The following is a 13276-nucleotide window of genomic DNA, read 5'->3' as shown; positions in this document are numbered from 1 at the left end:
CAATGCTTAATCAGGATACAGACGCCAGCCGCCGTGATCCCAACGTCAAGGACACGCATTCGCTGATTGCCAGCGACCGCGTGGAAGGCACCCGCGTTTATGGTGCAGACGGCAAGCATATCGGCTCGATCGAGCGGCTGATCATCGGCAAGCGTGATGGGCGTGTTGCCTATGCCGTGCTGAGCTTCGGCGGCTTCCTCGGTATCGGTCACGATCACTACCCGCTGCCGTGGGAAAAGTTGAATTACGATACCCAGCTGGACGGCTATCGCATCGATCTGACCAAGGAACAGATCGAGGGAGCGCCGAGCTACGCGGATGATGACGACACCTGGTACAACGACAACGGTCGCCGTGTTTACGATTACTATGGCGTGCCGCCCTACTGGATGTAATTCGTTCTTTGGGACGAGCCGGAAAAGGCCCCGCTGCTTGCGGGGCCTTTTGGCGTTTTAGGGCAGGAGATCGTTGGCGCAGCGAAGAACGACGCCCGGAGTGATATCCCGGGCCTTGAATGTCTTCCTAGTCTTGATCGCGAACGTATGGCTTTCGCCCGGCAACAGCGTGATCAGCATGCTATCGACAACAGCAGCCGGGTCCAGCCGATCCGCCATCAGGCAGAGATCCTTGAGAAAAGTACCCGCCGTGACGATGACATCGAAACCATCGGCGGTCGCATTCATCGAAACCGTCATCTCCGGCTTCGGCAATTTCAGATCGATATCCTCGACGAAATAGTGGAACGCCCGCTTGTCGAGCATTTGTACCATCACGACTTCGTTCGCTGCGTTGTCCGGCGTCGCGATGTCATCCGCAAGTTCGAATTCCTTCGCCTCGAACCGGTCGCAGAGCAGCCGCCAGAATTCGAATTCCGCCAGCACGGTGCCGTCTAGGCGCATGCGCTTGCCCGCAATTTTCGATCTCCAGAAGAGCGTCCGCTCATTGACGGCGACCGCTGCCAGCTTGCGGCCGCGCGGCTGGATGGTCAGCAGGCGCGGATCGAAGGCCTGCTGCATCGCATACCAGAGTGGCTTACGGCGGCCGGCGGAATCGAGCGCTGCCCAGGAGGTTACTGGCCAGCAATCGTTGAACTGCCAGACGATGGCGCCCTTGCAGATCGCGCGGTGCGAGCGCATGTGCTCGATCGCGAAGCGGATCGCCCGCGCCTGATTGAGCTGCGTGGCGAAATGCCAGTCATCCATGGTTTCAAGCAATCGCAGGTGGTCCGAGAGGCCGCGGATCAGCTTCTCATTGCCCTGCGTTGCCTTCTGGTGGTGGAAGACACCATGTGACTGCGGCGTCAGCGGCGCATCATGCACGCTCTCTTCCAGCGTCGCCCAATTTGGCGGTGCCTGCCAGCCGAATTCGGAGCAGAAGCGTGGAATGTAATTCCGATAGACTTCCCAGCCAACATCGTTCCAGACGTCCCAGATGTGCTTGCAGCCGTGCCGGTCATCGTTCGGCTCGATATCCATGCTGCCGGAATAGGGGCTGCCGGGATAGTAAGGCCTGTCGGGATCAAGCTCGGCGCAGAGCTTTGGCAGAACATCGAGATAGTATCCGAGCCCCCAGCTGACGCCCTCCTTGATGATCGGCCGCCAGCCCCATTCGTCGAAGCCCCAGATGTTTTCGTTGTTGCCGTTCCAGACCATCAGCGAGGCATGTGGCATCAGCCTGACGACATTGTCGCGAACTTCGGCCTCTACTTCGCTCCGCAACGGCTCCTCTTCGGGATAGGAGGCGCAGGCAAAGAGGAAATCCTGCCAGACCATTATGCCGGCGCGGTCGCAGGCCTCGTAGAATTCGTCCCGCTCGAAAATGCCGCCACCCCAGACGCGCAGCATGTTGATATTCGCCGCCTTCGCCTCATCGATCCGCGCGGCGTAGCGTTCGGCAGTCACGCGCGATGGAAAACAATCGTCTGGGATCCAGTTGGCACCGCAGGCAAAGAGCGGCACGTCATTGACAATGAAGGTGAAAGCCGAGCCGTGCTCGTCCGGCGCGGTGTCGAGGCGGATGGATCGGAAGCCTATCTCCTTCGCATAGCTGTCCAGCACATGGCCGCCGGCATCGCGCAATTCGATGGAGAGCGGATAAAGCGGTTGTCCGCCCAGATGATGCGGCCACCAGATCTGCGGCGAGGGAACGGGCACGTCGAAGCTTGCCTCGCCGGAAGCACTGACCTCGACAGCATGCGAAACGCCGCCGATCTGCGCCACGATCGAGCAGCCCTGACCGTCCTGTTGAGCCGCGATCAGGGCGTCGATCGTCACCACGCCGTCACCACCGGCAAGCGTCGCTGAAACACGTGTCTCCGCCAGCCGCGCCCGGTCCCAGCTTTCCAGCCGCACCGGTTTCCAGATGCCCGCCGTTACCAGCGTCGGACCCCAGTCCCAGCCGAAATTGCAGGCCATCTTGCGCATCAGGTTGCCGGGGCCTGGATAGTTGTTCGGCCGGTAGCCGTATTGCTTCTCCATCTCCGCGCCATAGGCGTAGGCGGAGTGGAAGGTGACCGAGAGCGCGTTCGAGCCTGCCTTCAGGCGGCCAGAAACATCAAAGCGGTAGGTCCTGTGCTGGTTGAACGTCCGGCCGATCTCTTCGCCGTTCAACCGGACCGTCGCGATCGTATCCAGTCCATCGAAGACCAGCTCCTGGATCCTGGCTTCATCGGGCACAGCGTCGAAACTCAGCCGGTAAACCCACTCGCAACGGCCGATCCAGTCATTGGTGATCTCGTTGACGTCGAGATAGGGATCGGGGATGAGCCGTGCCGCAAGCAGGTCGGTATGGACGCAGCCGGGCACGGTGGCCGGAATGTTATCGGGTAGTCCTGGCCGACCTGTATCGTTGCAGGAAAGGGTCCAGCCGGTATGCAGTTCTGTCTTTTCGATCATCGGATGCTCTTACTGAAAACGGCCGTGGCGCTGCAGGACTTCGATCTTGTAGCCATCAGGATCGGTGATGAAGAAGAACAAGGCGAAAAGCTTGCCGTCGCGATTGAGCTCGACCAGCTTGCCGGGATTGAGCCCGGCCTTCTCCAGCCGCGCGTGCTCGACGGCGACTTCATCGACGGAAACAGCAAGATGGCCGTAGCCATCGCCGAGATTGTAGGGCGCGGTGCGGCCCTTGTTGACCGTCAGCTCCAGCTCGAAGCCGGTCTCCGGATTGCTCATGTAGACAAGCGTGAAGGTCTCGAAGTCGATGCGATCGGCAACCGTGAGGCCGAAGACCCTGCCGTAGAACTCGACGGATCGCGTCTCTTCGACAACGCGGATCATGGAGTGAATCATCTTTGCCAAGGCAGCCTCCTCATGCCGTATCACGGCAGCCTTGGTAGCCGCCGGATCAGGCGGGGCGCAAGCCAATTCTACGGGTTATCGCGCTTTCGACGAGACCCATGGCATCATAGATCAGCACCGCCATCAGGCCGACGATCAGGCCGCCCTGCAGGATGAACGCGGTATTGTCGGAGATCAGGCCGGCGATAATGACCTCACCAAGCCCCTTGGCGGCCACGGTCGAGCCGATCGTTGCCGTGCCGATATTGATGACGGTCGCGACCTTCAAACCCTCAAGGATCAAGGGCAAGGCGAGCGGCAATTCCACCTTGAACAGCCGCTGCGTCGGGTTCATCCCCATGCCATCTGCGGCATCGAGAATGGCGGGATTGACCTGCCTGATGCCAGAGACGGTGCTTTCGAAGATCGGCAGCAGGCCATAGAGGAAGAGCGCAATCAGCGTCGGCGCGGCCCCGAAGCCGGTGGCGGGGACCGCAAGCGCCAGAACCGCGACAGGCGGAAAGGTCTGCCCGGCATTGGCAATGGCGCGCGACAGCGGCAGGAAGTCCTCCCCACTCTTGCGGGTCACGAACACGCCGGCAAGGATCGCCAGAATGGCGGTGAAGACGATCGAGCCGATCACAAGTTCCAGATGCGCCAACGCCAGGGAGGGCAGGCTGTTCTGCGTGTAAACGGGCGGCGCGTTGTTATTGGTCAGCGGCACGAGCATGAAGGAAAGCCACTCCGTCCTGAACAGCAGGATCAGGAGCAGCGCGAATGCCGCCACACGGAAGATATTGGCGACGATAAACTTCATGCCTTGCGGCCCAGCTCGAGCAGCTTGCTCATCGAGATCGACCCGATAGGTGTCTTCGCGCCATCAGTGACCGCAGCTTCCTCGGAGCCCTGCCAGATCATCTCGGCCAGCGCATCGCGCAGGCTCAGCGATTGCGGCAGCGAGAAGCCGAGGCCGCTCTTGGCGGGCGCCATGCTTTCCTTGAGCGGTGAGAGTGACATCAGCTTCAGCGCCCGGTCCGAGGTTCCTGTCAGTTGCTGCACGAAGGGATCGGCGGGCTCGGTCAGGATCTTTTCCGGCGTCGAGCACTGCAGCAGCTTGCCGCCGCTCATCACGGCGATCTGGTTTCCGAGATGAAAAGCCTCGTCCATGTCGTGGGTGACGAGGATGACGGTGGTGCCGAACTGCTTCTGGATCGCCAGCAGGTCGTCCTGCGCCTTGCCGCGGATCACGGGGTCGAGCGCGCCGAAGGGCTCGTCCATCAGCAGCACTTCGGGTTCTGCCGCCAAGGCGCGTGCAACGCCGACGCGCTGCTGCTGGCCGCCGGAAAGCTGGTGCGGATACTTCTCGGCAAAGGTCGCCGGATCGAGATTGAAGAGGCCGAGCAGTTCTTCGACGCGCTTGGCGATGCGGGCGCCATCCCAGCCGAGAAGCTGAGGCACGGTTGCGATATTCTGCGCCACGGTGCGATGGGGGAAAAGGCCGTGGCCCTGGATCGCATAGCCGATCTTGCGGCGAAGTTCGGTCACCGGCACGTCCATGACGTTTTGCCCGGCGACGAAAATCTCTCCCTCGGTGATCGGCACCAGCCGGTTGATCATCCGCATCAGCGTCGATTTTCCGGAGCCCGAGGTGCCGACGATCACGGTGACCGATCCCTTCTCGACGCGCATCGAGACATTGTCGACGACGGTGGCAGCGCCATAGCGCTTGGTGACGTTCCTGATCTCGATCATGGTCATGCGGCGGATCCCCGTATGCTGTCGATGACCGCATCCAGGATGACGGCCGATGAGAAGGCGAAGAAGACGGTCGGCACGGCGCCGAGCATGACCAGGTCCATCGCCGTCTGGCCGATGCCCTGGAAGATGAAGATGCCGAAGCCGCCGCCGCCGATGAGCGCGGCGATGGTGACGAGGCCGATTGCCTGCACCAGCACGATGCGGATGCCGGTGACGATGACGGGCAGCGCCAGTGGCAGATCGATCCCGGTCAGGATCTGGCGGCGCGTCAGGCCCATGCCCGCCGCCGCATCACGCACCGAGGGATCGACGCCTTCGAGGCCGACCACGGTATTGGCGACGATCGGCAGCAGCGAATAGAGCACCAGCGCGATCAGTGCCGGCGCGGTGCCGATGCCGCGGATGCCGAGCTCGGCAGCCAGCGGCACATGTGTGGCGATGTAACCGAGCGGCAGCATCAGGATGCCGAACAGTGCCAGGCTCGGGATGGTCTGGATGAGGCTGAGCCCCTGCAGAACGGCGGCGCGCAGCTTCGGCACCCAGAAGCAGAAGATGCCGAGTGGCAACCCGATGACGATGGCAATTGCCAGCGACCCGAAGGCCAGCAGTAGATGCGACCAGGCCTCGGACCAGAACTGCGCCGAACGCGTCGAGAATTCCTTCATGATCGACAGGCTGTCGAGCAGCCCGGACGTGAGGCAGACGGCCAGCAACGCGCTGTAGGCGGTAAGTGCTGCCACCCGCATCCAGGGTGTCAGCCGGATTTTCACCAGCGCATCCGAAACGATCAGGCCGACGACGCCGAGCAGGATCCAGAAGCTGCCGCCGGGCGTCATGCGCGCCGCATTGCTGTTGGCGGGTGTGAAGGCTGTCGCGGCAAAGCCGATCGCGGCGATCAGTGCGGCCAGAGCCAGCGTGCTGATGGCAAGCCGCAGCAAGGCATTTTGCAGGAAGAGCGCGGCAAAGGCGGTGGCGATGAGCAGGAGGGTGAGAATGATGGTGGCGGGCTGGTCGAGAAGCTGCGTGAGAAGCATCGGCTTGCCTGAAGCAATGCGGTTCGCCTTCACATAGATGAAGGGCAGAAGGGCAGCGGCAACAACGCCTGCAATCACCAACACCACGCCGAGCCGGTCCAGTTTGCGGACCGCTAAGGTTTCTTCCATCGATCCATCCCTGTCCGCCAAGAAGGTAGCTCCGCCCCGAAGGGCGGAGCAATGTGTATTACTTCAGGAAGCCTTTTTCCTTCAGGTACCCCTCGGCAACCGACTTTGCCGGCTCGCCATCGACCTGGATCTTGGCGTTCAGCTTGCGCAATTCGTCGGCGGTCAGGCTCTTGAAGATCGGGGCAAGCACTTCCTCGATCTTCGGATTGGCCTTCAGCACGTCTTCGCGGATGATCGGGGTCGGTGCATAGACCTGCTGCACGCTCTTGTCGTCTTCGAGAACGACGAGCTCGGCAGCCTGGATCGCGCCATCGGTACCATAAACCATGGCGGTGTTGACGCCGTTGGTCTGGTCGGCAGCGGCCTTGATGGTGGCAGCCGTGTCGCCGCCGGAGAGCACGACTTCCTGATCGGCCGTCAGCTTGAAGCCGTAGGTCGTCTGGAAGGCGGGCAAGGCGCCAGCCGAGTTGACGAATTCAGCGGATGCCGCGAGCTTCGCAGCGCCGCCGCCGGCAACCCATTTGCCGAAGTCCGACATGGTCTTGAGGTTGTTCGGGCTTGCGACATCGCTGCGCACGGCAAGCGCCCAGGTGTTGTTGGCCGGCGAGGGTGTCAGCCAGACGATCTTGTTGGCGTCATAGTCGAGCTTCTTGGCCAGCGCATAACCCTGGTCGATATTCTTCCAGGCGGCGTCATCGGCCTTGTTGAAGAAGAAGCCGGCATTGCCGGTGTATTCGGGATAGATGTCGATCTCGCCGGCGGTGATCGCCTTGCGCACGACAGGCGTTGCGCCAAGCGCGATGCGGTCCTTGGTCTTGATGCCGTTGGCTTCCAGAGCGAGCGCGATGACGTTGCCGAGTAGCGTGCCTTCGGTATCGATCTTCGACGAAACGACGACGTCTGCAGCATGGGCCGCACCCGCCGCAAAGGCGGAAATAGAAACGGCAAGTGCGAGTTTCTTCAGCATGGAGTGTCCCCTTGGTTTGCACCGTTTACAAGCGCTAGGGCTCTGGCGGAGCCCTTCACGTGTTAAGTCCCCCGGCTCGGGCGAAAGCCGCCGTCATGCCGGACCTGCGAGCATCATGGAAATAGTGTGCGTTCTCGAAAAATCGATGCAACCCCTCTCCAGTATTTGCGATCGCGGCGCGATTATCGCCGTGAAAGCAGTCCCGCGCGCGCAATTGCATTCCTTTATGCAATGCTGGCGGGATTTGTTTTTGTTCCCTTGCGTGTTTCCACGATCATCGAGTGCTCAACGGCTTCATCAGCCATTGCCCCGCTTTTCTTGTCCGGTGACGATAGCCTGCGAATTCCGAAATGGGATATCTTTTTTCGTGAACACACAATAGTGTCCGATTTTCAGTGACTTCCGGAGACCCACGCATTGCATCTGGGCGCCCTTTTCATTGCCAGCCATGTCCTGTCATCGGGGTCCGTCAGAGAGACCGCGCGGCGCTTCACGCTGGCCGCATCGACGGTGTCGGCGGCTGTCTCCAATCTCGAAAGCGAACTGGCGCTGAAACTGACGGAACGCAGTTCCGGCGAACTGGTGACGCTGATCGCCAGCAGCAAGGTGGGCGAGGGATTGGTGCCTGTTCTGGAGGCGGTCGGCCAACTCGCCGATCTCTCGGGTGAGGCACCGGAAGACTTCGAAGGCTGGGCTGCCCGCATCCCGGTGAAGGTTGCGACCATAGAGCGTTTTCTCGAGGTCGCCGATCAGGGCAGCATCAACCGTGCTGCCCGCCGTCTCGGCCTCGGTCAGCCGCAGCTTTCGCTGCAGATCGCCAATCTGGAGAAATTCACCGGCCACAAGCTGTTCGAACGGCAGGCGCAGGGCTCGGCGCTGACCGAGGAGGGCAGGCGCGCCTACACCATCTTCTCGGCGATCAGCCAAGCGTGGAACGACCTGAAATCGGCGGCCGACGAGCGCTATCAGCGTACCGCCCGGTCGCTCAGGATCGGCTCGATCATCCCGACGGGTGCCGAAAGCTGGGTGGCCCGCTGCCTCGGCGCGCTGGTGGCCGATTGGAACACTGGCCGCAACAAGAACGCCATCTCGCTGATCTCGATGACCGCCGATGACCTGCGCGAGGCGCTGAAATCCGGCCGTATCGATGTCGCCATTCTCGATTCCGTTTTCGGTCTCGAGAGCTTCCAGAACCGCGAACTGCTGCGCACCGATCTTGTCGCCATCGCCCCGCCGGAGAGCACGGAGACAGATGTCGCCGCACTGGTCGCCGCCCATCCGATCTGCACCCCAAGCGAGCGCACGGGTCTCGGCGATGCTGCGACGGCGCTCAGCCGCGCCGGCATGGTGAGCCGCCGCTTCCGCAATCAGGATATCCGTGCGGCGGACTCGCTGCCCGTGATCGTCGATCTCGTCGCCAATCACGGCTATGTCTCTTTCCTCGGCCGCGTCAGCGCGCTGCCGATTGCCGATCGGGTGCGGATCGTCGATCTGGCCCAGCAGATCCCGATTTCCTATCATGTGGCCTTCAATCACCGGAAAGCTTCCGCCGATGCCTGCACGATGATCATCGACGCCGTACGCAAAATCGTCGGCCAACCCATCGCAAAATCGCCGGTCATGGCGTAGAGCGTTCGGCGCGCCAATTCGGGAGATGAGAAATGCCGGTTTTGCTTGAAGTATGCGTCGATAGCGCCAAGGGGCTTGCTGCCGCGATCGAAGGCGGCGCCAACCGCATCGAACTCTGCTCCGCTCTCGAACTCGGCGGGTTGACGCCCGTTGCAGGCATGATGAAAGCCGCAGCCGCAGCGCCGATCCCTGTTTACGCGATGATCCGCCCGCATGCCGGGCCATTCATCTTCGATGCGGCCGACGAGGCGTCGATGATGGCGGATATCGATGCCGTCAGAGCTTTCGGCCTCGCAGGTGTCGTCATCGGCGCCAACCGGCCGGACGGGACGCTCGACATGCCGCTCATCCATCGCCTCAAGGTTCATGCGGCAGGTCTGGGCTCCACGCTGCACCGCGCCTTCGATCTGGTTCCGGATGCCGATGAGGCGCTTGAACAGGCCGTCGAACTCGGTTGCGAGCGCATCCTGACGTCCGGCTGCGTGCCGAAGGCCATGGACGGTCTCGAAACCCTGAAGCGGCTTTCGGCCACGGCCGCTGGCCGCATCTCGATCATGCCGGGCAGCGGCGTGCGCCCGTCCAATGCAGCCGAAATCCTGCGTGCTACCGGCGCCCGGGAAATTCACGGCTCCTGCAGCTCGGCGGTGGCCAGCATGGACCCGCGCGCGGTTGCCTTCGGTTTCGAAGCGCCCAGCTCGAACCAGACGGATACAGGCATCGTCCGTCAGATGCGTCAGGTCATCGACGCGGTCTGATCAACCCGCGACCTTGATCACGGCCTTGATCAGGCCGCTCTTCTCATGCGCCCAGCGGGCGAGATCGCGTGGCGCGTCCGCGAGCGTCGTGCGGTGGGTGATCAGCTTGTCGACTGGCACGAGGCCCTTGGCGATCGAATCCGCCACATGTTCGAAATCGATCCGCGTTGCGTTACGGCTGCCGATCACCATCATTTCGCGCTTGTGGAATTCGGGATCGGAGAAGCGGATATCGTCCTTGACGACACTGACCAGTACCAGCGCACCGCCATGGGCAACGAAGGAGAAGGCCTTCTCCATCGACGGACCGTAGCCGGTGGCATCGAAGACCACATCGAAACCATCGCCATCTGTCGCCGCCTTCACTGCATTGGTGGTCGCCTCGTTAGCGACGATGCCCGACCGGAAGCCGAAACGATCAGCTGCCATCTGCAGCCGCTCGGCGCTGGTATCGAGCAGCGTCACCTGATGACCGGCGATGCGCGAGAAGATGGCCGCCCCGAGCCCGATCGGGCCGGCACCGATGACGAGCGAGCGCGAACCGGCCGCTGCCATCGACCGGCGAACGGCATGCGCGCCGATTGCCAGAAACTCGACGGTCGCTGCCGCTTCGAGGCTGAGGCCCTTAGCGGCATAGAGATTGCCGGCGGGCACCGTGATCTCTTCGCAGAAGGCACCATCGGTATGGACGCCGAGAACCTTGATGTTGGTGCAGCAGTTCGGCTTGTCCTTCCGGCAGGCAACGCAGGTGCCGCAGGAAAGGTAAGGATTGACGATCACAGGCGTTCCAACCGCCATCGCCACGCCGTCGCCGGTCTCGGCGACGGTGGCCGATATCTCATGCCCCATGACGCGCGGATATTCGAGAAACGGATGCTTGCCTTCGAAGATATGATAGTCCGTACCGCAGATGCCGACATGGCTGACCGCCAGCCGCACCCAGCCGGGAGCGGGCGTGCCGGGGGAAGGGCGCTCGACGATTTCGAGCACACCGGGCTTCTGGCAAAGCACTGCTTTCATCTTGTTTCTCGCATTCAGAAGTGGAGAAGCCGGTCGATGACCGGCTTCGCTTTTCGTCTCAGACGCTCCGGCGGCGGCGCAACTGGTCGAAGTAGACGATCACGATGATCAGAAGACCGGTGATGATGCGCTGCCAGAAGGAGTTGACGTTGAGCAGGTTGGCGCCGTTGTTGATGGTCGCCAGAATGAACGCGCCGATCAGCGGGCCGTGGACGGAGCCGACCGCACCGAAGAGCGACGTGCCGCCGATGACCGAGGAAGCAATCGCCTGCAGCTCCCAGCCGTCCGCCTGTGTCGCGTTGCCGATGGCGATGCGCGAGGCCAGCAGCACGCCGACGAAGGCGGCAAAGGTGGCAGACAGAATATAGGCGAGGAAGATCATCCGGTTGACGTTGACGCCGGAAAGGCGCGCGGCTTCGGCATTCGAGCCGACCGCGAAGAGATAGCGGCCCCAGCGGCTGAGATGCAGGAACACGAAACTCGGCACCGCGACCAGGATCACCATCCAGAACAGGCTCGGAATGCCGAGGAAGTCGGCGCGGGCGAAGTTCGAGAAGTCCTCGTTGACGATATTGATCGACGAGCCGTTGGTGATCAAAAGGCCGATACCACGCAGCGATGTCAGCGTTGCCAGCGTGATGATGAAAGGCGGCAGGCCCATCTTGACGATGCCGAAGCCGTGAAAGGTGCCGATCAGCACGCCGAACAGCAGGGTGAGCAGGATAGCCGCCCAGACCGGGACGCCCGCCTGCAAAAGCCAGGCGATAATGACCCCGGCAAAGCCGACAATGGCGCCCACCGAGAGGTCGATACCCGCCGTGATGATCACGAAGGTCTGCCCGAGCGCCAGGATTGCCGTCATCGACCCCTGCCGCAGCAGGTTGCTGATGTTCAGGGGCGTCCAGAAGCTGGCGGTGAAAATTCCGAGCATCAGCCAGAGGAAGAGCAGCAGGCCGATCAGCGTCAGGCCGAACAGAATGTTGACCTTGCGGCGGGGTGGCGGAGGCGCAATTTCGGTGGGGGTTGCAGTCACTGTTCTCTCTCCCTCTTATTCTTCTTGCTCAGACGCCGATCGCTTCACCAAGCACTTCTTCATGCGACGCTGCGTGGAAATCATGGCTGGCGACAAGCTTGCCACCGCGGAACACATGCAGCCGGTCGGCAAGCTCATAGACTTCAGGCAGGTAGGAGGAGATCAGGATGATACCCGCGCCTTCCTTCAATAGCTTGGCAAAGAGCCGGTAGATTTCCGCCTTGGTACCGACATCGACGCCGACAGTCGGCTCGTCGAAGATGAACAGCCGCGCGCCGTGGCTCAGCCACTTGCCGATGACGATCTTCTGCTGGTTGCCGCCGGACATGCTGGAGGCATTCACGCGGCGGCTCGGCGTCTTGATGCTGAGGTCGCGGATCTGCTTGTCGGCGTTCGCCGTCTCGACGGTATGATTGATGACGGGGCCACTGCTCAGCCGCTTGAAGACAGGCAGGTTGATATTGAGGCCGATCGGCAGGTTGAGGCAGAGCCCCTGGTCGCGGCGGCTTTCCGGCGCCAGTGCGATGCCGAGATCCATGGCCGCGCGCTCGTTCTTGATGTCGACCTTCTTGCCCATCCAGTGAATTTCACCTGATGTGGTCTTTTCCCGGCCGTAGAGCCCGAGTGCGAATTCGCTGCGGCCGGCGCCGATGAGGCCGTAAAGGCCAATGATCTGTCCTGCCTTGACGCTGAGCGATACGTCCTCGAAACCCGGGCCGGAGAGGCCGCGGACTTCGACGATCGTTTCGCCGATCGCAATTTCTTCCTTGTGGTAGATCTGCTCGATCGAGCGGTTGATCATCAAGGCGATCAACTCGTTCTCGTTGGTCTCGCCGATCAACCGGGTGCCGACATGGGTTCCGTCGCGCAGCACCGAAACGCGGTCTGCGAGCTCGAACACTTCTTCCATGCGGTGGCTGATATAGACGATCGTCACGCCTTCGGCTTGCAGTCTGCGGATCAGCTTGAAGAGCTGCGCCGATTCCTGGCGCGTCAGATAGGCTGTGGGTTCGTCGAAGATCAGGAACTGTGTGCCGCGCATTGCCGCACGGGCGGTCGCCACAAGCTGCTGCTGGCCAATGGTCAGATCGCTGAGCAGCGCACTGGCGGGCAGCCCGAAGCCCAGATCGTCGAGCACGGTCTGCGCCATGTTGACCATCTGCTTCTTGCGCATCAGGCCGAACTGATTGACCTCGTCGCCGAGGAAGAGGTTGGCGGCAACAGTCAGGTGGGGGCAGAGCACCACTTCCTGGTGAACGGCGTTGATGCCGCGGGCGATCGCCTCGTTCGGCGACGACAGACCGACGGGATGGCCGCACCAGAGAATTTCACCGGCGGTTCTGGTGATGACGCCGGTCAGAAGCTTGATGAGGGTGGATTTTCCGGCGCCGTTTTCGCCGACGATCGCATGAATTTCACCGGCCAGGAATGTCACCGTCGCTGGTTTCAGCGCCTGGACGTAGCCGTAATTCTTCTGCAATCCCTTGAGTTCCAGGATGGGCGAACCTGCCGGAATACGGCTTGCCTCTTTCAGCGTGGCACTGTCATCGTGGCGATGACTGACCTCTTCCAGTCCGTCCATGGACCTCTCCTCCCATATGCGAATTCCTGTTTCTCCACCCAGGTTCCGCGCTCCCACGCGGACGATAACACAGGTGAAGAAAAGGCCGCGC

12 protein-coding genes are annotated in these 13276 nt (G+C 61.8%); 3 read left to right on the top strand and 9 right to left on the bottom strand.

Annotated features, from left to right (window positions below; all coding sequences use genetic code 11):
• Positions 1-2 precede the first annotated feature (2 nt).
• Positions 3-395 carry a PRC-barrel domain-containing protein gene (locus AC1DV9_RS07720; protein ID WP_112385323.1) on the top strand — a complete coding sequence of 131 codons (393 nt, stop codon included), beginning with the start codon at positions 3-5 and terminating at the stop codon, positions 393-395.
• A gap of 57 nt (positions 396-452) precedes the next feature.
• Here the strand turns inward: AC1DV9_RS07720 and AC1DV9_RS07715 are convergent, their stop codons facing one another.
• Genes AC1DV9_RS07715 through osmF form a run of 6 tightly spaced genes read right to left on the bottom strand, consistent with a single transcriptional unit; the run spans position 453 to position 7166 of the window.
• A complete protein-coding gene (locus tag AC1DV9_RS07715; protein ID WP_477947070.1) occupies positions 453-2894 on the bottom strand; it encodes a glycoside hydrolase family 2 protein in 2442 nt (813 codons plus the stop codon).
• Between the two features lie 9 nt (positions 2895-2903).
• Positions 2904-3299: a VOC family protein gene (locus AC1DV9_RS07710; protein ID WP_477947068.1), complete on the bottom strand. Its 396-nt coding sequence runs from the start codon at positions 3297-3299 to the stop codon at positions 2904-2906.
• Positions 3300-3345: 46 nt separating this feature from the next.
• A complete protein-coding gene (locus AC1DV9_RS07705) occupies positions 3346-4095 on the bottom strand; it encodes an ABC transporter permease (protein WP_477947066.1) in 750 nt (249 codons plus the stop codon).
• Positions 4092-5036: an ABC transporter ATP-binding protein gene (locus tag AC1DV9_RS07700; RefSeq protein WP_477947065.1), complete on the bottom strand. Its 945-nt coding sequence runs from the start codon at positions 5034-5036 to the stop codon at positions 4092-4094. The genes AC1DV9_RS07705 and AC1DV9_RS07700 overlap by 4 nt, the downstream gene beginning before the upstream one ends.
• Positions 5033-6199, bottom strand: coding sequence for an ABC transporter permease (locus AC1DV9_RS07695; RefSeq protein ID WP_477947063.1), 1167 nt, complete (start codon positions 6197-6199; stop codon positions 5033-5035). Before AC1DV9_RS07695 ends, AC1DV9_RS07700 begins: the two co-directional genes overlap by 4 nt.
• A gap of 58 nt (positions 6200-6257) precedes the next feature.
• The gene (gene osmF / locus AC1DV9_RS07690) at positions 6258-7166 is read right to left on the bottom strand and encodes a glycine betaine ABC transporter substrate-binding protein OsmF (protein ID WP_477947061.1); all 909 of its coding nucleotides are present in this window, start codon (positions 7164-7166) and stop codon (positions 6258-6260) included.
• 417 nt (positions 7167-7583) lie between these two features.
• On the opposite strand from osmF, the gene AC1DV9_RS07685 reads away from it, so the two are divergent.
• The gene (locus tag AC1DV9_RS07685; protein ID WP_477947059.1) at positions 7584-8795 is read left to right on the top strand and encodes a LysR family transcriptional regulator; all 1212 of its coding nucleotides are present in this window, start codon (positions 7584-7586) and stop codon (positions 8793-8795) included.
• Positions 8796-8827: 32 nt separating this feature from the next.
• Positions 8828-9550 (top strand): copper homeostasis protein CutC, encoded by a 723-nt coding sequence (locus AC1DV9_RS07680; RefSeq protein WP_477947058.1) that lies wholly within the window; start codon positions 8828-8830, stop codon positions 9548-9550.
• Here the strand turns inward: AC1DV9_RS07680 and AC1DV9_RS07675 are convergent, their stop codons facing one another.
• From AC1DV9_RS07675 to AC1DV9_RS07665, 3 genes are read right to left on the bottom strand one after another with little or no spacing between them, the layout of a single operon-like run.
• Complete coding sequence (locus AC1DV9_RS07675; protein ID WP_477947056.1) at positions 9551-10570, bottom strand: zinc-binding alcohol dehydrogenase family protein; 1020 nt, start codon at positions 10568-10570, stop codon at positions 9551-9553.
• 58 nt (positions 10571-10628) lie between these two features.
• Positions 10629-11603, bottom strand: a complete 975-nt coding sequence (locus tag AC1DV9_RS07670) for an ABC transporter permease (protein WP_112385333.1) — start codon at positions 11601-11603, stop codon at positions 10629-10631.
• A 28-nt stretch (positions 11604-11631) separates the two neighbouring features.
• The gene (locus AC1DV9_RS07665) at positions 11632-13185 is read right to left on the bottom strand and encodes a sugar ABC transporter ATP-binding protein (protein WP_477947054.1); all 1554 of its coding nucleotides are present in this window, start codon (positions 13183-13185) and stop codon (positions 11632-11634) included.
• Between the last annotated feature and the right edge of the window lie 91 nt (positions 13186-13276).

The sequence above is a fragment of the Rhizobium sp. 01L410 genome, assembly GCF_056400165.1.
This window is presented reverse-complemented; position numbering and strand designations above follow the sequence as displayed.